This window comes from Streptomyces sparsogenes, from assembly GCF_001704635.1.
Taxonomy (GTDB): Bacteria; Actinomycetota; Actinomycetes; order Streptomycetales; family Streptomycetaceae; genus Streptomyces; species Streptomyces sparsogenes.
Map to the genome: position 1 here is coordinate 14,621 of NZ_MAXF01000159.1, position 21,695 is coordinate 36,315.

Annotated in this window: 21 protein-coding genes; 12 read left to right on the forward strand and 9 right to left on the reverse strand. The window is 71.7% G+C overall.

Going from position 1 to position 21,695, the window contains the following annotated elements; genetic code table 11:
• Positions 1-8: 8 nt before the first annotated feature.
• The gene (locus BBH68_RS31960) at positions 9-506 is read left to right on the forward strand and encodes a GNAT family N-acetyltransferase (protein ID WP_065967252.1); all 498 of its coding nucleotides are present in this window, start codon (positions 9-11) and stop codon (positions 504-506) included.
• 56 nt (positions 507-562) lie between these two features.
• Here the strand turns inward: BBH68_RS31960 and BBH68_RS31965 are convergent, their stop codons facing one another.
• Complete coding sequence (locus BBH68_RS31965) at positions 563-1,372, reverse strand: LysR family transcriptional regulator (protein ID WP_065967254.1); 810 nt, start codon at positions 1,370-1,372, stop codon at positions 563-565.
• A 68-nt stretch (positions 1,373-1,440) separates the two neighbouring features.
• Between BBH68_RS31965 and BBH68_RS31970 the strand changes: the two genes are divergently transcribed.
• Positions 1,441-2,337: an NAD(P)H-binding protein gene (locus BBH68_RS31970; RefSeq protein ID WP_065967255.1), complete on the forward strand. Its 897-nt coding sequence runs from the start codon at positions 1,441-1,443 to the stop codon at positions 2,335-2,337.
• Positions 2,338-2,421: 84 nt separating this feature from the next.
• On the opposite strand, the gene BBH68_RS31975 is transcribed toward BBH68_RS31970, so the two are convergent.
• Together BBH68_RS31975 and BBH68_RS31980 are read right to left on the reverse strand one after the other, a co-directional pair.
• Complete coding sequence (locus BBH68_RS31975; RefSeq protein ID WP_065967256.1) at positions 2,422-3,246, reverse strand: helix-turn-helix transcriptional regulator; 825 nt, start codon at positions 3,244-3,246, stop codon at positions 2,422-2,424.
• Positions 3,247-3,277: 31 nt separating this feature from the next.
• Positions 3,278-4,981 (reverse strand): amidohydrolase, encoded by a 1,704-nt coding sequence (locus BBH68_RS31980; protein ID WP_065967258.1) that lies wholly within the window; start codon positions 4,979-4,981, stop codon positions 3,278-3,280.
• Positions 4,982-5,142: 161 nt separating this feature from the next.
• Here BBH68_RS31980 and BBH68_RS31985 point away from each other — a divergent pair, with 161 nt between their 5' ends.
• From BBH68_RS31985 to BBH68_RS32000, 4 genes are all read left to right on the forward strand, one after another.
• Positions 5,143-5,724, forward strand: coding sequence for a sugar O-acetyltransferase (locus tag BBH68_RS31985; protein WP_065967260.1), 582 nt, complete (start codon positions 5,143-5,145; stop codon positions 5,722-5,724).
• Between the two features lie 10 nt (positions 5,725-5,734).
• Positions 5,735-6,292 (forward strand): TetR/AcrR family transcriptional regulator, encoded by a 558-nt coding sequence (locus tag BBH68_RS31990; protein ID WP_065967263.1) that lies wholly within the window; start codon positions 5,735-5,737, stop codon positions 6,290-6,292.
• A gap of 101 nt (positions 6,293-6,393) precedes the next feature.
• The gene (locus tag BBH68_RS31995) at positions 6,394-7,260 is read left to right on the forward strand and encodes an AraC family transcriptional regulator (RefSeq protein ID WP_065967265.1); all 867 of its coding nucleotides are present in this window, start codon (positions 6,394-6,396) and stop codon (positions 7,258-7,260) included.
• 113 nt (positions 7,261-7,373) lie between these two features.
• Positions 7,374-8,348 (forward strand): serine hydrolase domain-containing protein, encoded by a 975-nt coding sequence (locus BBH68_RS32000; RefSeq protein ID WP_158080350.1) that lies wholly within the window; start codon positions 7,374-7,376, stop codon positions 8,346-8,348.
• 22 nt (positions 8,349-8,370) lie between these two features.
• Here the strand turns inward: BBH68_RS32000 and BBH68_RS32005 are convergent, their stop codons facing one another.
• Positions 8,371-10,191 (reverse strand): bifunctional metallophosphatase/5'-nucleotidase, encoded by a 1,821-nt coding sequence (locus BBH68_RS32005; RefSeq protein ID WP_104531461.1) that lies wholly within the window; start codon positions 10,189-10,191, stop codon positions 8,371-8,373.
• 262 nt (positions 10,192-10,453) lie between these two features.
• Between BBH68_RS32005 and BBH68_RS32010 the strand changes: the two genes are divergently transcribed.
• On the forward strand, positions 10,454-10,915 hold the full coding sequence (locus tag BBH68_RS32010) for a GNAT family N-acetyltransferase (RefSeq protein WP_245738412.1): 462 nt from the start codon (positions 10,454-10,456) through the stop codon (positions 10,913-10,915).
• Between the two features lie 36 nt (positions 10,916-10,951).
• Here the strand turns inward: BBH68_RS32010 and BBH68_RS32015 are convergent, their stop codons facing one another.
• The 3 genes from BBH68_RS32015 to BBH68_RS32025 form a co-directional block, all read right to left on the reverse strand.
• Complete coding sequence (locus tag BBH68_RS32015) at positions 10,952-12,250, reverse strand: ArsB/NhaD family transporter (protein WP_065967272.1); 1,299 nt, start codon at positions 12,248-12,250, stop codon at positions 10,952-10,954.
• Positions 12,251-12,410: 160 nt separating this feature from the next.
• Positions 12,411-12,875 (reverse strand): CBS domain-containing protein, encoded by a 465-nt coding sequence (locus BBH68_RS32020; protein WP_065967273.1) that lies wholly within the window; start codon positions 12,873-12,875, stop codon positions 12,411-12,413.
• 97 nt (positions 12,876-12,972) lie between these two features.
• On the reverse strand, positions 12,973-13,779 hold the full coding sequence (locus BBH68_RS32025) for an IclR family transcriptional regulator (RefSeq protein WP_065967274.1): 807 nt from the start codon (positions 13,777-13,779) through the stop codon (positions 12,973-12,975).
• A gap of 245 nt (positions 13,780-14,024) precedes the next feature.
• Between BBH68_RS32025 and BBH68_RS32030 the strand changes: the two genes are divergently transcribed.
• From BBH68_RS32030 to BBH68_RS32050, 5 genes are all read left to right on the forward strand, one after another.
• Positions 14,025-14,495, forward strand: a complete 471-nt coding sequence (locus tag BBH68_RS32030) for a YqfO family protein (RefSeq protein WP_245738409.1) — start codon at positions 14,025-14,027, stop codon at positions 14,493-14,495.
• 125 nt (positions 14,496-14,620) lie between these two features.
• Positions 14,621-16,081, forward strand: a complete 1,461-nt coding sequence (locus BBH68_RS32035) for an amino acid permease (protein ID WP_065967275.1) — start codon at positions 14,621-14,623, stop codon at positions 16,079-16,081.
• 38 nt (positions 16,082-16,119) lie between these two features.
• The gene (locus tag BBH68_RS32040) at positions 16,120-16,905 is read left to right on the forward strand and encodes a cyclase family protein (RefSeq protein WP_079151334.1); all 786 of its coding nucleotides are present in this window, start codon (positions 16,120-16,122) and stop codon (positions 16,903-16,905) included.
• Between the two features lie 77 nt (positions 16,906-16,982).
• Entirely contained in the window at positions 16,983-17,438 is a 456-nt protein-coding gene (locus BBH68_RS32045; protein WP_065967276.1) for an Lrp/AsnC family transcriptional regulator, read from the forward strand.
• Between the two features lie 50 nt (positions 17,439-17,488).
• On the forward strand, positions 17,489-18,274 hold the full coding sequence (locus BBH68_RS32050) for an IclR family transcriptional regulator domain-containing protein (RefSeq protein ID WP_065967277.1): 786 nt from the start codon (positions 17,489-17,491) through the stop codon (positions 18,272-18,274).
• 62 nt (positions 18,275-18,336) lie between these two features.
• Here the strand turns inward: BBH68_RS32050 and BBH68_RS32055 are convergent, their stop codons facing one another.
• Positions 18,337-19,920, reverse strand: a complete 1,584-nt coding sequence (locus tag BBH68_RS32055) for an IS1182 family transposase (protein WP_065960697.1) — start codon at positions 19,918-19,920, stop codon at positions 18,337-18,339.
• 140 nt (positions 19,921-20,060) lie between these two features.
• Positions 20,061-21,623, reverse strand: a complete 1,563-nt coding sequence (locus BBH68_RS32060) for an AbgT family transporter (RefSeq protein ID WP_065967278.1) — start codon at positions 21,621-21,623, stop codon at positions 20,061-20,063.
• Positions 21,624-21,695 lie beyond the last annotated feature (72 nt).

A 21,695-nucleotide genomic window follows, 5' to 3' on the forward strand; every position in this document is an offset into this window, starting at 1 on the left:
CTGAGGGGATGTTTACCGTTCGTCGCGCCGGCCCGTACGACGGGGACCGCCTGGGCGAGATCCACGCCGCCGCCTGGGAGGCGGCGTACGCCCCCTTCTTCGATCCGGAGTTCGCCGCCCGCGCGGTCGAGAGCAGGCGAACGCGGTGGCACGAAAGGATCGCACAGGGAGCGGCGACGATCCTGCTGGCCGAACACGACCGTTGTCCTCTGGCGCTGTCCGCCTTCGGCCCGTCCCCGACCCGGCCGGGGCTCGCCGAGATCCTCACGTTTTACAGTCACCCCGACAGCTGGGGCAGCGGTGTCGCCGCGGCGTTGATGACCGAGACGCTGCGTCATCTGCGCGACGGCGGTTTCGCCCGGGTGCACTTGTGGACACTGCGCGACACGCCGCGGTCCCGCCGCTTCTACACCAAGTGCGGCTTCACCGAGTGCGGCACCGCACGCACCCACGACTTCGGCGATGGGAACCCTCTTGACCAGGTCGAATACGAACGGGTGTGTTGATGCCCGGGAGCGGGTGGCCGCGGCCGGCGCCGGCCGTGGCCTCACGTACTGAGCGGTCAGGTGGGCCGCAGTGTGGCGGTGGCGATCTCCAGGAAGTCGCGTAGCGGCTTCTCCCGCCGGTCCCCGGCGACAGCCAGGTAGGTCTCGGCTTCCGGGGCGTCCGTGACGGGGAGGTGGACGAGGTCGGGGCGGGAGTAGGATCGCGCGACGCTCCGCGGGACGAGCGCGATGCCGTGCCCGGAGGCGATGAGCTCGAACTTCTCTTCCAGTGAGGAGGTGCGTCGCGTCGGCGCGTCGAGCATCCGCTCGCCGTCGAGGTCCGCGGTGGTGAGTTTCCGGCGGCCCGCCAGCGGGTGGGCCGCCGGCAGGCACGCGACCCTGGGCTCATGGCCGATGGGGATGGTGTGCAACCCCGAGTCGTTGAACGGCCGCCGCAGGTATCCGACCTGGGCCCGGCCGTCCCGGAGCGGCGCGTCCTGCTCCCACCAGCGCGCCGGGACGACATCGGTCTCGACATCCGGGTGGCGCGCCGTGAACGCCCGGATCGCGTCCGACACACGCAGCCCGGGAGAGAAGGCGACAACGAGCCGCTGGACACCCTGGTCCATATCCCGCACGCGCCGCACCGCCGCGGCGACGGTCGCGAGGATCCCCTGCGCCTCTCCGTAGAGCTGCTTCCCGGCGGCGGTCAGCTCCACCCTGCGGGTGGTCCGCACGAGCAGGGCGCACTCCAACTCCTGCTCCAGCGCCTTGATCTGACGGCTCAGAACGGGCTGGGCGATATAGAGCTGGTCCGCCGCTCGGCCGAAGTGCCGGTGCTCGGCCACCGCGACGAAGTAACGGAGCTTGCGCAGGTCGAGATCCATACCTTCAAGGTATCAATTGCCATCAAAGGTATTGGACCTCCGCGGGTGGCCGCGCCGAGACTCCACGCATGATGGTGATTACCGCCCCCACCGGCCACATCGGCAGCCGGCTCCTGGACATCCTGCTCAACGAGGCCCCCACGCGCGGCGAAGAGCTGCGCGTCATCGTGCGCGACCCCGGGAAACTCCCCGAGGCCGTCCGCGCCCGCGTCGACGTCGTCACCGGCTCGCACGGCGACGCCGAGGTCGTCGACCGGGCCTTCGCCGGCGCGGACGCGGTCTTCTGGCTGGCTCCGCCGGACCCACGGGCACCGAGCCTGGACTCCGTCTACTCGGAGTTCACTCGCGCCGCCGCCAAGGCGTTCACGGCCCATGGAGTGGGACACGTCGTCGGGGTCTCGGCGCTCGGCCGGGGCACTCCGGTCGCCGACCGCGCCGGGCATGTGACGGCGTCGCTGGCCATGGACGACCTCATCGCGCACACCGGCGTGGCCTACCGGGCGCTCGCGAACCCGGCTTTCATGGAGAACCTGCTGCGGCAGGTTTCCTCGATCCGTGACGACGGCGTGTTCACCGATGTCGTCGCCGCCGACCGCAAGGCACCGCTCGCGGCCACCCGGGACATCGCCGCGGCCGCCGCCGGCCTGCTGCTCGACCGCTCCTGGACGGGGACAGGCGAGGTCCCGGTGCTGGGCCCCGAGGACCTGTCGGCGAATGACATGGCCCGCATCATGTCCGAGGTGCTCGGCCGCCCGGTGCGCTACGAGCGGCAGTCGCTCGACGACTGCCGCGCCGCGCTCGCCGGACACGGCATGGCGGAAGCGCTCGTGGAGGGCTACATCGCCATGATGCGCGCCAAGGACGACGGCCTTGACGCCGGAGTGGCCCGCACGCCCCGGACCGCGAGCCCGACGACCTTCCGGCAGTGGTGCGAGGACGTCCTCAAGCCCGCGGTCCAGGCATGAACGCCAAAACCGCCCTCGTCGTCGGAACCCCCCGCACTCTCGGCCCCGGCCTCGCCCCCGAGTACGCGCGCCGCGGCTGAGACGTCATCGGGACCGTCCGGGCCCCGCTGCCGGGCTCGCGTCGGCGGGAGGCTCGATTCCCCAGGCGGCGGCCCGGGCGGCGGCGGCCGCGCGGTTGGGGAGGCCGAGCTTGGCAAGGAGGTGCTCGATGTGGGTCCCCACCGTGCGCGGCGTGATGTACAGCCGCTCGGCGATCTCCCGGTTGGTGCGGCCGGCGGTCAGTTCGGCCAGCACCTGTAGCTCCCGGGGCGAGAGTCCGCCGGGCCGCGCCGGGTCCGGGCGCCGCGCGGGTGCGGCGCGGGCGTCCGCCGCCGGCTCCTCGGGCGGCGGGCCCACGCGGGGGGCGACGGCCGCGGCGAGGGTCTCGGTGAGGAGGGTGACCACGGCGCGCGCCGGATCGGGGGTGCGCCGCGGGCGGCGGGTGCTGACGTTCAGCATGCCGACGTACCGGCCGTCGGGGGCGAAGAGGCACTGGGCCACGCCGTCCTCGATGCCGAGGGGACGCAGGACCTTCTGGAAGCCCGGGGAGGCGGCCAGGAGATGCCGGGGGACGTCGCCGAGCCAGAGACCGCCTCGGGCCGGGCTGCGGAGCACGGGGAACACCGGGTCGTGGTGGAGGCGGGTCTCGATGTAGGCCGTGGCGTCGTCCGGGTAGCTCCCGGCCAGGGTGGTGTGGCGCCGACGCCGCGGGTCCCAGCGGGCCAGGGAGGCGTGGTCGTAGTCCATCACCTCCGCCAGCGCCGCCAGGACCGTGTCGACGCCGGTCGCGCCGGTCGTGGCGCTCCTGGCGGCCTCGCGGACGTGGACGGCCGCGTCCAGGATGTCCGCCGTGCTCCGCTCCGCTGTCATCCTCCAAGGATGATCATGTGCCCGGAATACGTCAATCGCGAAGGGTGTCGTGCACGACGCGCCCGTCCACCACGGTGAGGACGACGGGCATCTCCGGGATGTCGTGGGGGTCGGCGGTGAGCAGGTCCCCGTCGAGCACGCAGAGGTCGGCGACCTTGCCCGGCTCGAGGGAGCCCTTCCAGTCGTCGGCGAAGTCCTGCCAGGCCGCGTCGATCGTGTATGTACGGATCGCCTCCGCCAGCCCGATGCGCTGCTCCGGGCCGCTGACCCGGCCGGCCGCCTTCGACTCGCGCAGCACCATGGTGGCGACGCCCTGGCGCCAGTCGGGGTGGGTGACGGGGGCGTCGGACCCGCTCGCGACGCGCACGCCGGCGTCGATGGCATCGCGGTAGGGCCAGGCGTACGCGGCCCGGTCGGCGCCGACGAACTCCTCCTCCATGTCGGCGACGGTCCACTTGATGGTGGGGTTCATGTTGACGCCGAAGCCGTGCGCGGCCAGCACCTTCATGCTGTGCGCGGTGAGGAAGTCGCCGTGGATGACGTAGTGGCGGGCGTCGGGCCGCGGGTGTTCGGCCATGGCCGCGGCGAAGGCGTCCGCGACGGTGTCGATGGCCCGGTCGCCGGTGACATGGACGCCCAGCTGGTGCCCCGCGGCGTGGGCCTGCCGGATCATGGCGTCGATCTCGGCGATCCGCTCGGCGTCGGTCTCGCCGCCCACGCTCAGGGAGCCGCAGCCGCCGCCGACGTACGGCTCGTGCATCCACGCCGTCTTGTTGGGGACGATGCCGTCGGCGAAGATCTTGACCCCGTGGATGGCGAGGCGGCGCGGATCGGTGTCGCCGGACTCGCCGAGAGCGGTGAGGGTGCGGGCGAACTCCTCGGCGGTGCTCGCCATTCCGGTGGGCAGGAGCAGGACCCCGACGCGGGCGGTCAGTTCGCCGTCGGCCAGCAGGCCGCGGTAGACCTCGAGGGTCTCCGCGCCGAGCGCGCCCCGCATGATGCCGTCGCCGCCGGGGCCGAGCCCGGGCTCGGTGTAGCTGGTCACGCCGAGCCGGGCGAGCGTGGCGAGGGTCGACCTGATCGCGTCGGTCCGCTCCTGCCGGCTGAGCGGCGGCAGCGCGTTCTGGACGAGGGCCTGGGCCCCCTCGTGGAGCAGCCCGGTCGGCTCCCCGGACTCGTCCGCGACGATGGCCCCGCCGGGCGGGGCGACGGTGTGCCGGTCGATCCCGATGAGCTCCAGTGCCTTGGAGTTGACCCAGGTGGCATGCCCGGAGAAGGAGTACAGGACGACGGGGTGGTCCGGGCTCACGGCATCGAGGTCGTGCCGCGATGGCAGCCGCGACGCGTCGGACACGCACTCGTCCAGGTAACCGGTGTCCCAGCCGTGCCCCGTGATCCACTGCCCGCCCGGGACCCGCCCCACGGCCTCCCGTACCGCCTCGGCCACGTCCGCGAGGGAGGACACGGCGGGGTGGCCGAGGTCGAGGGAGAGCGGCGGCGTCGCCATGCCGAAGGCGCATCCGTGCAGATGGGAATCGTTGATACCGGGAAGCAGCGTCGCTCCCCGCAGGTTGACGACGCGGGTGCCGGGTCCGATGAGCGGCGCGATGTCGTCCCGCCCGCCGACGGCGCTGATGAGGCCACCGGTCACCGCCAGGGCCGAGGCGACGGAGAACTCGGCGTCGACCGTGACCACCCGCCCGCCGAGAAACACCAGATCCGCGTACGTATCCATGGAAGGTCCTTTCGAAAACCGGGCGCCTCACGGCCGCCCGCGAACGATCTCCCGAGGACTATGGCCGCGCCCCCGCCGGGCGCACATCGGTCATCCCACCGATACGCCCCTCCTCGACGGCGAGCGTACGTTCGTACGCTCCCGGCTGTACGATCGGGCGCATGCCGACGGACTACTTCGCCGACGACCCGCGTACCGACCTGGAACGCATGCTCGCGGGCGATCTCTACATCGCCGACGACCCGGAGATCGCCCGCCGCCTGCAGCAGGCCGTACGTCTGGCCGCGCGCTACCAGGCCGCGTACACCGAGGACGCCGAGGCGGCCCGGCCGATCCTCGCCGAACTGCTCGGGACCCTGGGCGAGGAGGCACATGTGCGGCCGCCGCTGTACGTCGACTACGGCAGCAACATCACCATCGGAGCGCGCACCTTCGTCAACTACCACCTCACCGCCCTGGACGTCGCGGCCATCACCATCGGCGAGGACTGCCAGATCGGCCCCAACGTCCAGCTCCTCACCCCCACCCACCCCCTGGAGCCGCGGCCGAGGCGGGACAAGCTGGAAGCCGCGAAGCCGGTCACCATCGGCGACAACGTGTGGCTCGGCGCCGGTGCCATCGTCCTGCCCGGCGTCACCATCGGCGACAACTCCGTCATCGGCGCCGGTGCGGTGGTGACGAAGGACGTGCCCGCGAACGTCGTCGCCGTCGGCAACCCCGCCCGCCCGGTCCGGGACCTGTGACCCCGCCGCCATGGCCACCGGACACGCAGACCCCCAGCGGCGCGAACGCATCCTCACCGCGGCCCTGGACCTCATCGCCGACGAGGGCATCGCACGCGTCTCCCACCGGAGGATCGCCGCACGCGCCGGGGTGCCGCTGGGGTCGATGACCTACCACTTCAGCGGCATGGACGACCTGCTGCGCGAGGCCTTCGGCCGCTTCACCGACCACATCGTGGCGGTGTTCGACGCGTATCTCAGCACACCGGCCGACCCCGGCCAGGCAGCGGAGGCGGTGGCCGACCTCGTCCACGCCCTGTCCGAGGGGAGCCGGCGCGACCTCGTCCTCAGCCAGGAGCTGTGCACCCTCGCCGCCCGCCGGCCCGCGTACCGGGAGCTCACCCACGAGTGGATGCGTCGCAGCCGCGTCCACCTGGAGAAGCACTTCGATCCGGATACGGCCCGCCAGCTCGACGCCCTCATCGAGGGGCTGATCCTGCACCGGGCCCTCGCCCGGGAGCCCCACGGCCGCGCGCTGACTCTCGAGGCGATCGCCCGTATCACCGCGCCCGGCACCCGGGCCCGCTGACCGCCCGGGCGGCACCGGCCCGACCGGGCCGGGCACAGGATGTCGGGTCCGGCAGGGTGGTTCCTTCCTAACGTGAGTGATCGAAAGGGAAGGGGACCGGGATGCTGGAGCGGCTCAACCAGGCCATGGAGCACATCGAGTCGCACCTCGATCAGCAGATCGAGGTGGCCGATCTCGCGCGCATCGCGGTGGTGTCGGAGTATCACTTCCGGCGGCTGTTCTCCGCGCTGGCGGGCATCCCGCTGTCGGAGTACATCCGCCGCAGACGGCTGACCGTGGCGGGCGCCGAAGTGCTCGCCGGTGAACGGACGCTGCTGGACGTCGCCACGCGCTACGGCTATGGCTCGGGAGAGGCCTTCGCCCGCGCGTTCCGGGCCGTCCACGGAGTGGGGCCCGGCGAGGCCCGGCGGACCGGTGCGGCTCTGCGCTCCCAGCCCCGGATGTCCTTCCGCCTCATCGTCGAAGGGAGCAGCAGTATGCGGTACCGGATCGTGGAGAAGGAGGAGTTCCGTGTGGTCGGCAGGAAGGCCCGTGTCCCGCTCGTCCATGAGGGGGTCAACCCGGCGATCGCCGAGTTCATCCGGAGCATCGGCCCCGAGACGCTGGGGCGTATCACGGCGCTGTCCGACCAGGAGCCGGCGGGGATCGTCGGGGTGAGCGACCAGCTCGATCCGAGCCGGGCGGAGGGGACCGAACTCGACTACTACCACGGCGTGGTGACGGGCGCCGAGGTGCCTGAGGACATGGACGTCCTCGCCGTCCCGGCCGGGACATGGGCCGTCTTCGAGAACTCCGGGCCGTTCCCGCAGGCGCTCCAGCACCTGTGGCGGGACGTGTTCACGCAGTGGTTCCCGTCGAACCCGTACCAGAGCAGGCCGGGACCCGAGATCCTGCGGGTGCGGCTGTCGCAGGACGGGACGCGGGCGGACGCGACGCTGTGGATTCCCGCGGAACGATCCACTGCCTGAGCGAGCGGGACGCGGTGGGCGCCCACCCAGGACGCGGCGGGCGCCCACCGGTTGCGGGACGGGTATCCCCGAGGCCGGTCCGGCCTGCCACAACACGCTCTACCATGCGGACCGTGAACCTTCAGGAGTTGATGGACGAGCAGGCGGGTCTTCGTGATGTCCCGGCCGTGGTGGCGGGGTCCTCGGTGGCGGGAGTGCGCACGACGGCCGCGCGCGGGTCGGTGGCGGTGACGGCGGACTCGTGTTTCCATATCGCGTCGCTGACGAAGATCTTCACCTGCGCGGGGCTGGTTCGGACGCTGCGGGACAAGGGGGTCCCCTTGGACACACCTGCCGTCGAGCTGCTCCCCGGCCTCGCGCCGGACTGGCGGGCCGACGCGCGTCTGACCGTCGAGCAGGTCCTGGGGCAGGTCTCCGGCCTGCGCGAATCGGTGGACGCGGGGACGGTGGCGGCGCTGGGCTCCGGGGACGGGGCGCTCCTGGAAGCCGCGCGGCTCGTGGTCCGTGCCGGGAACGAGCGGGAGCCCGGGGAGCGGTGGTCCTACTACAACGGCAACTACTTCCTGGCCGGTTCTCTCCTTGCGGTTCTGAGCGGCACGACGTACGAGAGCGCGTTGGAGGAGAACATCCTTGTCCCGTGGGGACTTTCGCGCACGGGTTTCGCCACCCCGGCGGGGTCCATCACCGGGTGGAACGGCACGGCCGAGCTCCCGCCGCTCGGCTACCCGCGCACCCGCCGGCCCAGCGGGGGCCTGTGGTCGTCGGTGTCGGACCTCCTGACCGCGGGCGAGGTCCTGCTCGCCGACCGGGCCCTCGTGGCGGAGGTCCGCCGCGCGCGCACCCGGACCGACGACCCCATGACCTATGGGCTCGGGTGGGCACTGGGGCCGTCGGGCCAGATGTATCTCAACGGCCGGCTGCCCGGCTATCGGGCCGCCATGGTCCTGGTCCCGGACCGGGACTACGTGAGCGTGGCGCTCTCCGACCAGGAGAGCGCCCTGCCCGCCCTGGCGCGGCTGCTCAGCGACATGCAGCAGCCGCTGACCGGCGACGACATCGCCGAGGCGATCGACGACTTCGCCGCCTGACAGCGGTGCGCGAGGTGTGAGGTCAGGACCTGACCGTGATCCGGTCGCGCGGGGACGGGCTGATCGCGCCCATGGCCCGGAGGTACCTGATGAATCCCTCGTGGTCGCGGTCGTTGCGGACCGGGTCGGTGAAGCGTGCCAGGGCGCCGAACCCGTCGGCGCCGATGAGCGTGTAGGCCAGTCCCGCGACGCGGTAGGGGCGGGCCGGGTCCAGCGGCGTGCCGTCGATGAGGAAGGACGCCGGGTCCACCCGCCGGCCGACCGGCTGGGAGGCGTCGTAGGTCGCGCGGACATTGGAGGACACGGCGAGCGGGGCGAACTTCACCGTCCCGTCCCGCTGCGGCTGCCACTGCTGCTCCAGCGCCTGGCGGAGCTGCTCGCCGGTGAGCGTGACGGTCAGGACGGGGTTCTCGTAGCCGAGGTACGCGTATGCCTCGCCGTACAGGATCAGACCGTCCTTGTCGGCGGCGTCCCGGCCCTTGGAGTAGATGAAGTCGCCGCGCAGCGCGGTGGAGCCCTGCGCGGGTCGTACGGCGAACAGCCCGAAGTCGGCCCGGCCGGCGTCGTACGAGTTGGCGTCCCAGTGGACGAAGTCCGCGGCGAGGTCGCCCATGGTGGATTCACCGTGCTCGTTCAGTGTGCGGGTGAAGTCGCCGGTGAGCCGGCCGGCCGGTTCCGCGTAGCGGCGTTCTCCGTAGGCCGTCCAGTAGTTGACGACGCGCAGCATCTCGGCGTCGGGCTCGATGTCGAGCGTGACGGGGTGGTTGGTGGAGACGGTGAGGTCTCGCTTCACCTTGCCGGTCGCGGGGTCCAGGAACAGGTTGATCTCATTGATCATCTGTCCGGCGTGGCTCGCCTCGACCACGGGCCGCGGGGCGCCGTTCGGGTCGGGCAGCATGGCGTTGAACCACCAGTGCCAGTGCCCGGTGATGATGGCGCAGATGTCCGGGTCGATCCGGGCTGCCAGTTCCAGGGCGGGGCCGGTGCTCATGTCGCCGCCGTTGATCGGCGCGTTCCAGTTGTCGTGTTGCTGGGCGCCGTCGTGCACGCTGATGACGAGCGCGTTGACGCCGCGCTTCTTGAGCCGGGCGGCGTAGCGGTTGGCGATCTCGATCTGGTCGTAGCCGATGAGCCGCGGCTCGTAGGAACTCGATCCGACCGGGGTGTTCGTCACGGTCAGGTGGATGAAGCCGATCGGGTAGCGCCGCCCGTTCGGCCCCTTCACCCATTCGATGTTGTACGGCCGCAGCACCGGTTTCCCGGTCTTTCTGGAGAGCATGTTCGCGGAGTAGTAGGGGAACGCCAGCCCCCGGAACCTGCGGCCGGTGGAGTCGGGGAAGCTGGAGTCGCGACCGGGTTCGCCGACGGGGCGGGCGTGGACCATGTGGTCGAGGAGGTAGTCGAGGCCGTAGTCGAGCTCGTGATTGCCGAGGGTGGAGAATCCGAGGCCGAGCCGGTTGAGCACCTCGATGGCGGATTCGTCGCGGAGCAGCTTGGTGTCCAGGGGCTCGGCACCGCACCACAGGTCGCCGACGCCGAAGAGGATCGAATTGCGCGGTGCGCGGAGCCGCTTGAGGTGCGCGGCGAGGTGAGCGGCGCCGCCCACGTTGATGGTGCCCGGCCCGTCGGGGTTCGGGATCCAGCCGTCGGCGGCCGAGGTGGGGGTGCGGAGGTTGCCGTGGAAGTCGGTGATATTGAGCAGTTGCACGGCGAGGGAATCACCGGTCGCGCCCCCGCGCGCGGCGTCCGACGCGAAGGCGGGCGCGCCGATGGCGAAGGCGGAGGCCAGCCCACCCGCCCCCGCGAGAACGCTTCGACGCGACAGATTCGGGCGAGCGGCCATGCGATGCCTCCATCAGGGTGACTGCTGAGGTGCCGTCGGCGGAAGCCACTCGGCGAGGGAGGAACCCAGCCTCGCTCAGCGACCGGCGAGTGAACCCGAACAGAACGAGCCACAATCCGCGCGCCCACCCGCCGGACGGCCGCTCGCGTGGCCTGGGAAGTCACAGGTCTAGAGCGGGGTCTAGGCTTCCGCCGTGGACGGCACACCAGATGGCATACGGATCAGACCGGGCGACCTCACCGACGCACGAGCGGTGCTGGACATGCTCGACGCCGCGGTGGCCTGGATGAACGATCGGGGCAACACGGAACAGTGGGGCTCGACACCGTATTCGCAAAAGCCCGGCGGGGTGGAGCGGGTCGAGCGGTACCTGACCGAGAACGCCCCCTACGTCGCGGAGTCGGGCGGGACACCCGTGGGGGCCATGGTGTTGGACTCCGGGCCCAGCCCCCAGGTGCCGATCGCGCCGGCCGGGGAGCCCGAGCGGTACGTCCGGCTGCTCGTCTCCGACCGCCGGCACGCCGGTCGGGGCATCGGGGCGGCGCTGCTGGCCCATGCCGTCGAGGAGACCCGGCGGGCGGGCGTGGAGTTGCTGCGGGTCGACTGCTGGGCGGGCGGCGGGGGCGAACTGGTCGCGTTCTACGTGCGCAACGGTTTCACCCCCACCGATCGTTTCCTGTCCGGGTCCTGGCCGGGGCAGGTGTTGGCCCGCCGGGTGGGCTGACGGGCGGGTGGCGCGCTCGGCGGCGGGCTCGTGCGGTCAGGCCAGAGCGAAGTACCGCAGCCACAGGTAGGCGGCGGACAGAGCGACCGTCACCGCGGTGACCACGAGGCCGTACTTGGTGAACTGCCAGAACGAGATCGGCTGGCGGTTGCGTTCGGCGATGCCCAGGACGACGACGTTGGCCGAGGCGCCGATGGCGGTGGCGTTGCCGCCGAGGTCGGCGCCCAGGGCCAGTGCCCACCACAGCACCTGGGTGCCGTGGCCCCCGCCGAAGCCGTGGGCCAGGTCGGCGGTGATGGGGGCCATGGTGGCGACGTACGGGATGTTGTCGACGATCCCGGACAGCACGGCCGAGCCGAACACCAGCAACATGGTCGCGCCGAGCCGGCTTCCGCCGGTGGCGTCCGCCAGGGCCCGGGAGACCTCGCCGATGACTCCGGTCTCGATGAGCGCGCCGACCATGACGAACAGTCCGGCGAAGAAGGCGAGGGTCGGCCACTCGACCTCTTTGAGTGCCTCGTCGGCCCGTACGGTGGACATGGCGATGAGCAGCCCCGCGCCGAGCAGGGCCACCACGCTCGGCGCGTAGTGCAGCACCGGGTGCGCGACGAAGCCGACGACGACCAGGGCGAGGACCGCCAGGCCCTGGTACAGCAGGCGGCGGTCGCGGATCGCCTCGCGCTCCTCCAGCGCCATCACCTCGGCGGCGCGTTCCTCGTCGTAGACGAACAGCTTGCGGAACATCAGCCGGCACATCACCGCCAGGACGACGGTGAGGACGGCGGCCAGCGGCGCCAGGTGGACCAGGAAGTCATTGAAGGTGAGTCCGGCGCGGCTGGCGATGATGATGTTCGGCGGGTCGCCGACGAGGGTCGCGGTGCCGCCGATGTTGGAGGCCAGCACCTCGGCGATCAGAAAGGGCGCGGCGGGCAGGGCGAGGCGTTCGCACACCAGCAGGGTGACCGGGGCGATCAGCAGCACGGTGGTGACGTTGTCCAGCAGGGCGGACGCGGCCGCGGTGATCACTATGAGCATCGTCATCACGCGGAAGGGCCTGCCGCGGGCTCGTTTGACCGCCCAGATGGCCACGTACTCGAACAGGCCCGTCTGCCGCAGGACCCCGACGATCGCCATCATTCCGAGCAGCAGGAAGATGACGTTCCAGTCGATTCCGGAGTGCTCGTCGAAGAAGGCGGCCTTGTCGTCGGTGGCGCCGATCGCGAGCATGGCCGCCGCCCCGGTGAGGGCGGCGGCCGTCCGGTGGACGCGCTCGCTGATGATCGCCGCGTACGCGGTCACGAAGACGGCGATCGCCGCCCAGCTGTGCCAGTTCATGTCACCCCAAGGAGTCGTTCCCACAGATGCGCTGCGGCGATCACGCCGAGCGGCCGGGAGCCACCGCGCTCCCGGTCCGCTGCCGCGGCCGCGCGGGAAGGGTTCTTGACGCCTCCGCGGCAGGATGCCGTCGGCGGCGGTCGCGTCGCGCGGGCCGTCCTCAGTCAGAGGTGACGGCGAGGAGGCGCTCCAGCAGATGGGAGGCGGTGATGACACCGAGCAGCCGGGGGCCCGCCTTGTCGTGTTCCACGACGGCCACCAACGGGCTGCGGGACCGCGCCATCTGCGCGGCGATCTCCAGGGCGGTGTCGTCCGGAGCCGCGACCACGAGTGGCGGCGTGGTCTGCGACAGGCAGTCGCGGACCTTGCGGCCCCGCAGCGCCACGCACAGGCGGTCGGCGTGGCGTTCGTCGACGACCGCGGCGAGGGTGGGGTCGTCGACGACGTACTCGGGGACCAGCGTCTTGATCATCTGAGAGGCGGGCAGGATCGCCTTCGGCGCCCCCAGTTCGTCGACCACCAGCAGCGCGGGCAGCCGGTGTTCGGCCATCAGCCGCGCGGCGTCCAGGGCGTCGGCGTCGAGGCCGACCGTCTCATACTCCGTCGCCACGTCACGCGCCCGCACACCCAGCTCCTGTTCCGCCGTCGACGAACCCCGGTCCGTGGTTTCCCGGCCGTCGGGAACGCCTGCCGTACGAGCACGATACCGCCGGGCGGACCGCTCAGACGGGCCCCTCGGCGGCACCGGCCCTTCCCCGCAGGGCGGTCTCGAGGCGGCCGGCCCAGCGCAGCGCGGTGGCGGCCAGCTCTTCGGTGCGGGGGGCGAGGCGGACGCGGGGGCCGACGACCTGGAGCGCGGCCACCACTTCGCCGCGGAAGTCGCGGACCGGGGCGGCGACCGAGTACAGGCCGGGTTCGGCCTCTTCGTCGACGATGGAGTAGCCCCGCTCGCGGGTGGCGGCGAGCCGGCGCAGGAAGTCGTCGACGCCGGTGGGGGTGTTCGGCCCGTGGCGCACGAAGTCGGTGCGGGCGAAGACGGCGGCGACCTCCTCGTCGTCGGCGTCGCTGAGCAGCGCCTGCCCGCAGTCGCTGCAGTAGGCGGGGTAGGGGCGGCCGATCCAGGAGCCGACCTGCTTGCTGCCCTGCGGGACGCGTTCGGCGATCGTCACCGTCGCGTCGCCGATCAGGACGCCCAGGTAGCAGCTCTCGCCGGTCTCGTCGACCATGCCTTCCAGCGCGGTCTGCCCGTCCGTGCGCAGGCGGTGGGCGGTGAGCTCCAGGGCGTCGGCGTAGAGCCTCCAGTGCAGGGCGAGGGTGCGGGGCGCTCCTCCCCCGGCCCCCGCGGGGTGGTGTGCCCGGTGCGAGGCGAACTCCTCTTCCCGCATGGCGGCCAGGCCGCGGGAGAGCTGGCTGCGATCGCGGGCCAGCTCGCGCGCCAGGTCGGTGGCCGAGGTGTGGCGATGCCCCGCCGCGGTCCGGTGGGCGAGCGCCATCAGTACGTCCAGCCCCTTGCCCACGCTCGATTCCATGACCCCTCAGCCACGTCGCCACGCCGTGTCCCGCGCCGTCCGCGCGGCGCGATCACTGTCGCCGTCACTCTACTGCCCGACTCCTTCCCGAGCGCCGTGCATTATTTGCATCTTGCCATGCAGCATGTGCACGCATAGCATCTCGCCAACGGTTGAGCCGCCCCACCGGGGCACACCAGAACCGCCCCGTCGGGGCGCATGAAAACCGCCCCGTCGGGGCGCATGAGAAAGGGACAGCGACTGCCATGACGGCGACGATGACGTCCGCGGCCCAGGGACAGGGACCGCGCCGTGCCGAATCGGCGATCCGGCGCCGTTCGGTGCGCGCGATCAAGGTGTACTGGCCCGTCTCGCGGCAGACCCTGGCCACCCTGGCCGAGGGGGAGGTCGCGGTGCTGCACGAGGACGAGTCCCTGGCCGGGCTGTTCCGGGCCCTGGAGGCTTCGCCGGAGCTCGGGGACTTCGGTCTCTACACCGATGTCTTCGAGGTCGGGGTCGGCGCCGAGGGGTTCACCGCGGCACCCGGGTCCACCCCCGCCCTCGGGGCGGTCGGCAGCCGCTCACTGTCCCCCACGCTCACCTTCACCACGTATCTGGACACCGCCGTCGCGGACGACGAGGTGTCCCGCGTCCTCGCGCGCATCGTGGCCGCCCACCCGTGGGAGGTCCCGGTCGTCGAGCTCTCCGCACCCCTGGAGCTCGTCTCCCGCGCGTGAGTCCTCCGCGCTCCCGGCGGCCGATGGCGCGCGGACCCCGCGCGCGCCGCGATCGCCGAAGAGGTGGCATCACCCTCCGCCACGCCGTGTCGTCCCCGTCACTGCCACCCCGAGGAAGTAATGTCATGGCCACATCACCACGGACCCCATCCCCACCGGCGGAGAGCCCGTCGGTCCCCACCGGAGCGCCCGACCACCCTCCCCGGGAGACGTTGCGCCGCTCGATGACCAGCCGCCACCTCGTGATGATCGCGATGGGCGGTGTCATCGGCTCCGGGCTGTTCCTCAGCTCCGGCTACACCATCTCCCAGGCCGGTCCGCTCGGCGCCGTCCTCGCCTATCTGATCGGCGCGTTCGTCGTCTATCTCGTCATGACCTGCCTGGGCGAACTCGCCTGCGCCTATCCCGTCTCCGGCGCCTTCCACATCTACGCCTCGCGCTCGATCAACCCGGCGACCGGCTTCACCACCGCCTGGCTGTACTGGCTGACCTGGGCGGTCGCCCTGGGCTCGGAGTTCACCGCCTGCGGCCTGCTGATGCAGCGCTGGTTCCCCTCCGTCGGCGTCTGGGTGTGGTGCGTGGTCTGCGCCGCCGTGGTGTTCACCGTCAACGCGATCTCGGCCCGGGTCTTCGGCGAGACCGAGTACTGGTTCTCCCTCATCAAGGTCGCCGCGGTCGTCGCCCTCATCGTCCTCGGCGGCGCGGCCATCGCCGGCTTCCACCCGCTGGCCGACCGCCACGAGGTCTTCCCGCATCTGCTCGAGAACTTCGACACTCCCGGCGGCCTCTTCCCGCACGGGATGTCCGGGGTCCTGGTCACCGTGCTCGCGTCGTTCTACGCCTTCTCCGGCTCCGAGCTGATCGGCGTCGCCGCGGGCGAGACGGACGACCCGGCCAGGGCGGTCCCCAAGGCGCTGCGGGTGACGGTGATCCGGCTGCTGGTGTTCTTCGCCGGGGCGATCACCGTGATCGCCGCGATGATCCCGTACGACAAGGTCGGCCTGGACGAGAGCCCCTTCGTGACCGTCTTCACGGCCATCGGGATCCCCTACGCGGCCGATGTGATGAACTTCGTGATCATCACCGCCCTGCTGTCCGCCGGAAACAGCGGCCTCTACTCCTGCGCGCGGATGCTGTTCTCGCTCGCCGAGGAGGGGCAGGCCCCGCAGGTGCTGCGGCGGCTGAACGCGCGCCAGATCCCGATGGCCGCGCTCGTGGTGAGCATGCTGGGGGGCCTCGCGTCCCTGCTGAGCAGCGTGGTGGCGGCTCAGACCGTCTACCTCGTGCTGGTGTCGATCGCCGGGTTCGCCGCGGTGGCGGTGTGGATGTCGATCGCGGCCTCGCAGTTCTTCCACCGGAGGGCGTTCCTGCGCGACGGCGGCGATGTGCGGACGCTGCCCTACCGCACCCCGCTCTATCCGGCCGTGCCCGCCCTGGCGTTCCTGCTCTGTCTGGTCTCCCTGGTCGGCGTCGCCCTGGATCCCGCCCAGGCCACGGCCCTGTACTTCGGCATCCCCTTCGTCGCCGCCTGCTACCTCTACTACCACCTGCGGCACGGCCGCAGGAGAAGCGAGGCCCCCTCATGAACCCTGAAGACGTGACGACGCGCAAAGGAACCCCGTACATGGACCACACCAGCACCAGCACCGACGCGGGCACCGCCGCCCCCGGCCTGTGGGCGGCCTGGGGCGAGCTGGCCGGGAAGGTGACGTACACGGATCTCACCCACGCCTTCCACCCCGGACAGCCGCACTTCCCGGCGTTCCCGGACGAACAGCGCGAGAAGATCTTCGACATGGACCGCGGGGACGGCTTCAACGTCGACCGGTACACCCTCGTGGGCCAGTGGGGTACGCACGTCGACCCGCCCGTGCACTTCGTGGCCGGGGCGCGCACCCTGGACCGGATCCCCGTGTCGGAGATGATCCTGCCGCTGGTGGTGCTCGACATCAGCGAACGGGTGGCGGCCGACCCGGACGCGACCCCGACGCCGGCCGACGTGGCGGCCTGGGAGGCGCGCCACGGCGCCGTTCCGGCGGGTTCGTTCGTGGCCCTGCGCACCGGCTGGAGCCGGCGGTGGCCGGACCGGGACGCGATGGCCAACAGGGACGCGGCGGGCGTCAGCCACTCCCCCGGCTGGTCCGCCGAGGTCCTGCGCTATCTGTTCGAGGAGGCCGGGGTCGCCGCGATAGGACATGAGCAGACCGACACCGACCCGGGGTCGGCCACCTCCGTGGGGGACTTCAGCCTGGAGCGGTACGTCCTCGCCCGTGACCGGTGGCAGATCGAGCTGATGGCCAACCTCGACCAGGTCCCGGAGGCGGGCGCGCTGATCGTCGCCACCTGGCCCAAGCCCCTGGGCGGCTCCGGGTTCCCGGCCCGTGTCCTCGCCCTGTGCCCGAACGGCTGACAGCACCACTGAGAGGGCGCACGGAACCCCGGCGGACACCGGTCCGCCGGGGTTCCGTGCGGGAAACGGATGTCGCGATGGAACGGACGGCCCTGGACGCGATCGACGAGAAGATCATCGCCGAACTCACCCGCAACGCCCGCCTGTCGCACGCCGAGCTCGGGCAGCGTGTGCTGCTGTCCCGCAACGCCGTGCGGCAGCGGATCGAACGTCTGGAGCGGCAGGGGCACATCCGCGGCTACACGCTGGTCCGCGGCGGGCCCGACGACGAGGAGCTGGTCTCGGCGCTCGTCCTGGTCTACCGCAAGGACCGGTTGCGCGGCGGGGAGGTGCTGGCGGCGCTCAAGCGCATCCCGGAGGTGGTCATCTGCGAGGTGCTCAGCGGGGAGTTCGACCTGATGGTGCGGATCGAGGCCAGGTCACTGGAGCGCGTCCGGGGCATCTGGGAGCAGATCGCCCAGATGCCCGGGGTACGCGACACCGTGACCGCGCTGACGCTCTCCCGCGTGGTCAGCCGTCCGCGGAGCGGATGAGCGAGCGCCGGCCCCGCGGCCGCCGCGGATCACGCTGCTAGAGTGAGGCCGTGACCGCGAACCCGCCGAAGACCCAGGCGGCGTCCTCGCTGCGCACCGGCCTGCGGATCATCAACGCGGTCCTGGAGCGGGAGACCTCCGGGCGCACCGGGTTCAACGTCGCCCGGCTCGCCCAGGAGATGGGCATCGACCCCAGCAAGGCCTCCCGGATGACCCAGGAGCTGTGCGACCGGGAATTCCTGGAGCGCCGTGAGGACTCCACCCTTCGCGTCGCCGCGGGTTTCCACGAGCTGGCCCGGGCCCTGAACCACGGGCTGCTGCGCGGGTCCCGTCCGGTCCTGCGCCGCCTCGCGATCGAGCACGGTGCCGGCGCCCGCCTCTCGGTGCGCGACGGGGTCCTGGTCCGCCTCCTGCGCGCGGAGGCGGCGGCCGCGACCGAGCCATGGCCCGTACGGGCCGGCCTGGTCACCCCCTGCTGGTGCACGGGAGCCGGCCGCGCGCTGCTGCTGGACCACTCCGGGGAGGAGATCGCCGAGCTGCTGCGGGGCTACGAACTGATCGGCGTCGGCGGGCCCAACGCCGCGCACTCCGCGGCCGAGGTGGCGGCGGCCAACGACCGTGACCGGCCGGGCGGGATGATCGCCGCGCACGGGGAGTTCGAGCACGGCGTCACCGAGTACGCCGTGCCGGTCAGGGACGGCCAGGGCCGGATCTTCGCGGCGCTCGCGGTGCTGGGCCGGCACACGGACCTGGAGCCGAGGGAAGAGGCCATCCGCGCCGACCTGACCGCCTCGGCCTCCTCGCTGGGGCGCCTCATCGAGGACACCACCGCCTAGAAGGCTCATGAAGATCTTGAAGAGGGGGCCATCCGGCCGGAGGCCGGGTGGCCCCCTCTTGGCTATGGGGTGGCTGGGGTGAGGTGCCAGGTGCCGCTGGTTCGGGTGAGTCCGAGGTTGATCAGCCGGCGGAGGTTGAGGGCGGCGGCGCGGTGGTGGAGCCAGATGTTGTTGGCGATGACGCCGCGGTAGCGGACTCGACGGTTTCCCTTGGCGACCAGCCAGGCGATGGCGCGTTCGACCGGGGGCCGCCATCTGCGGTATTCGTCCTGCCAGGCGGGGTCGGTGGCCGCCTGGTGGCGGGCCGCGGACAGCAGTTCGCGCTGGGGGTGGACGTTGAGGGTGCGCCCGGTCTTGGACCTGGTGCAGCGCCCGCGCAGGGGACAGTTGGTGCACAGGTGCTTGAACTGAGCGGTGCGGGCACCGTCGGCTTTGACCTGTCCGAGGTTGGCGGTGTGTCCGGCCGGGCAGGTCGCGGTGCCGGCCGCCAGGTCGATGTGGAAGTCGTCGATGGTGAAACCGCCGGGGACGGCCTGCCGCAGCGGCGGCGGCTTGATGACCGGGGTATGGCCGTCGGCCTGCAGGTGTGCACGCAGGTCGCCGGTGCCGTAGGCGGAATCGCCGAGCACGGTTAACCGCGTGTCCGGTTCCTCGTCGGCGAGCAGGCGGGTGGCGACGGCGGCCTCGTGGTTGTCGGAGCCGTGGCCGCTGGTGAGCGCGACGGCGGTGAACAGCCCGGTCTCCGGCTCGAAGGACGCATGTCCTTTGAAGCCGTCCTGGTGGCGGGTGCGGTTTTTGTGGATGTGGCGTGCGTCCGCATCGACGGTGGACACGGTCCGGTCCGCGACTGTGCGCCGGGCGATGCGCCAGCGTCCGTCACGCCCGTCGGAGTCTTCGGCCGGCTCCACGTCCTGGCCCGCGACCAGGGCCAGCAGGCCCACCGCGTTCGCCGCCTTCTCGCCGAGTTCCCGCTCGGGCAGGTGTCCGAGCAGGTTGATCGCGTCGGTGACCAGCGCGTCGATCAGCGTGGCGCGTGCTTGCTCGTCGGCCCAGGCGATCCTCGGCTTGCCCGGGTCGGTGTAGTCGTGCGCGCGGCACCACTGCGCCGCCGTCTCCTCGCCTCCGGGGACCTCGCGGATCACCCGGCGGATCGCGGAGATGATCTGGGTGACGGTGTCCTGGGTGGCCACCGCGTCATCGAGGACGGTGGAGTCCAGTGCCCGGCGGTGCTTGCCCTTGAGGACACCGGTGGCCTTCACGACTTCACGCACGGCCTCAAAGACCCGGTTCGGGCGGGTGGAACGGCCCAGACGACGGCGGAAGTAGGCCAGGAGCGACGGGTCGAAGGCCATGTCGTTGAGGCCCAGCCCGCAGGCGGCCTTCCACCGCAGGTCGCAGCGCAGTTCCTGGACCGTCTCGAAGTCCGATAGCCCGTGCAGGGCCTGCAGGGTGATCGCAGCGGCCAGGATCTGCGGGGGCATGCTCGGCCGCCCGTTCGCCGATGGATACATGTCCGCGAACATCTCCACCGGAAACAGCGCACCACGATGCTCGGCCAGGAACGCGAACACACTCCCCGCCGGAATCAACTCCCGGCAGGTCTCCCACACATCCGGCCCGACCGTCTCTCCGGACCATTCACCCATCACCACAACAACGAGTCTGGCCCCGCCGCTCACACGGCGGGGCCAGAACCCCAAGATCTTCATGAATCTTCTAGCCGGACCTCCACCCCGTGCGGCGGGGCCGTGACGCCCCCGGCGATGGCGCCGGGATGTACGTCTCCTCAGGGGGCCTGGCCGATGCCGGCCCCCGGTCCCAGGGGGAGGTCGAGGGCGTAGAAGATCCCCAGGACGGCCAGCCAGGACACGATGAACGGCAGCACGTAGACGGCCAGCCGGGACATCAGCGTGCCCAGCCGCGCGTCCGGTTCGTAGCGGCGCAGGAGCGCGAGGGAGAGGAACAGGTAGGGGTTGAGCGGGGTGATGGTCTGGGTCGCGGAGTCGGCGATGCGGAAGGCGGCCAGGGTGAGCGCCGGGGAGAGGCCGATCAGCATGAACGTCGGCACGAAGACCGGCGCCATCAGGGACCACAGGGCCGAGCCGGACGAGATCAGCAGGTTGAGGAGCGAGACGACGAGGACGAACAGCACCAGGGCGGTGAATCCGGTGAGCCCCGCCGACTTCAGCAGTTCCGCGCACCTCACCGCGAGGAGGGTGCCGGCGTTCGACCAGGTGAAGGCGGCGATGAACTGGGCGATCACAAAGATGAGCACGATGTAGCCGGACATCGCGGTCACCGACTCGGCCATCATCCTGGGCACGTCGTCGCGGTGGGTGATGGTGCCGGCGGTGACTCCGTACACGACGCCCGCGATGAGGAAGGCGCAGAACAGCAGGGGCACGACGCCGGTGAGCACGAGGGACGGGACGAGCGCCCCGCCCTCGCCCCTGAGCGGGCTGCCGGGGGCCAGCCAGGCCGCGAGCACGGCCACCGCGAACGCGGCGGTGGCGCCGGCGGAGAGGAGCAGCCCGCGCCGCTGACGCCGGCTGAGGCCGGTGTTCTCGTCCTCGGCCGCGGTGGCGCCGGTGGCGGGCGCGGGCAGCCTGGGCTCCAGGACCCGGGCGGTCAGGAATCCGCCGACGAGGGCCAGCACGACGCTGGAGGCGGCGGTGAAGAAGTAGTTGACGAGCAGGTGGGTCGGGGCCTCGTGTCCCATGGGCAGCACCTGCACGGCCTTCTCGGTGATACCGGAGTACAGGGCGTCCAGGGCGCCGACGCTGAAGCCCGCCGCGTAGCCCGCGCACACGCAGGCGAAGCCGCCGATCAGGCCCGCGATCGGATTGCGCCCGGCCGCCTTGAAGGCCAGGGCGGCCAGTGGCGGGATGACCAGGATCGCCACGTCGCTCATCACATGGGCCTGGCAGGCGACGAAGGCGACCACGTACGGCAGCAGCCGGGCCGGGGTGCGGGCGATGGTCGCCTTGACCGCGGCCTCCAGCAGTCCGGTGCGTTCGGCCACGCCGACGGCCGTCATCATCAACAGGACGGTGCCCAGCGGCGGGAAGCCGGTGAAGTTGGTGAGCGCGTTCTCCAGCAGCCAGCGGATGCCTTCCCCGGTCAGCAGTCCCTTGACGGCGAGGGGTTGATCGGTGCCGGGCACGGTCACCGCGGCGTGCGCGGCGGCCAGCGCGGTGGAGACCACGGCGAGGAGCGCGAACAGCCCCCCGAAGAGGTAGAAGGGGTGGGGAAGCCGGTTGCCGAGCCGCTCCAGCGCGCCCATCAGGCGGCTCAGAAGGCCGTCGTCGGCGGCGGTGGGGGGCGGCGGCGCGGTAGTGGTGTCCTGCACAGCGACTGCCTTTCGGATAACGGGAGGTGGGGCATGGCCGATGGGTACTCCGGGTCGGCGAGGACGTCGGGG

Coding starts and splice junctions, on each gene's coding strand:
- BBH68_RS31960 (WP_065967252.1), top strand. CDS start 9: ATGTTTACCGTTCGTCGCGCCGGCCCGTACGACGGGGACCGCCTGGGC.
- BBH68_RS31965 (WP_065967254.1), bottom strand. CDS start 1,372: ATGGATCTCGACCTGCGCAAGCTCCGTTACTTCGTCGCGGTGGCCGAG.
- BBH68_RS31970 (WP_065967255.1), top strand. CDS start 1,441: ATGATGGTGATTACCGCCCCCACCGGCCACATCGGCAGCCGGCTCCTG.
- BBH68_RS31975 (WP_065967256.1), bottom strand. CDS start 3,246: ATGACAGCGGAGCGGAGCACGGCGGACATCCTGGACGCGGCCGTCCAC.
- BBH68_RS31980 (WP_065967258.1), bottom strand. CDS start 4,981: ATGGATACGTACGCGGATCTGGTGTTTCTCGGCGGGCGGGTGGTCACG.
- BBH68_RS31985 (WP_065967260.1), top strand. CDS start 5,143: ATGCCGACGGACTACTTCGCCGACGACCCGCGTACCGACCTGGAACGC.
- BBH68_RS31990 (WP_065967263.1), top strand. CDS start 5,735: ATGGCCACCGGACACGCAGACCCCCAGCGGCGCGAACGCATCCTCACC.
- BBH68_RS31995 (WP_065967265.1), top strand. CDS start 6,394: ATGCTGGAGCGGCTCAACCAGGCCATGGAGCACATCGAGTCGCACCTC.
- BBH68_RS32005 (WP_104531461.1), bottom strand. CDS start 10,191: ATGGCCGCTCGCCCGAATCTGTCGCGTCGAAGCGTTCTCGCGGGGGCG.
- BBH68_RS32010 (WP_245738412.1), top strand. CDS start 10,454: ATGCTCGACGCCGCGGTGGCCTGGATGAACGATCGGGGCAACACGGAA.
- BBH68_RS32015 (WP_065967272.1), bottom strand. CDS start 12,250: ATGAACTGGCACAGCTGGGCGGCGATCGCCGTCTTCGTGACCGCGTAC.
- BBH68_RS32025 (WP_065967274.1), bottom strand. CDS start 13,779: ATGGAATCGAGCGTGGGCAAGGGGCTGGACGTACTGATGGCGCTCGCC.
- BBH68_RS32030 (WP_245738409.1), top strand. CDS start 14,025: ATGACGGCGACGATGACGTCCGCGGCCCAGGGACAGGGACCGCGCCGT.
- BBH68_RS32035 (WP_065967275.1), top strand. CDS start 14,621: ATGGCCACATCACCACGGACCCCATCCCCACCGGCGGAGAGCCCGTCG.
- BBH68_RS32040 (WP_079151334.1), top strand. CDS start 16,120: ATGGACCACACCAGCACCAGCACCGACGCGGGCACCGCCGCCCCCGGC.
- BBH68_RS32045 (WP_065967276.1), top strand. CDS start 16,983: ATGGAACGGACGGCCCTGGACGCGATCGACGAGAAGATCATCGCCGAA.
- BBH68_RS32055 (WP_065960697.1), bottom strand. CDS start 19,920: ATGGGTGAATGGTCCGGAGAGACGGTCGGGCCGGATGTGTGGGAGACC.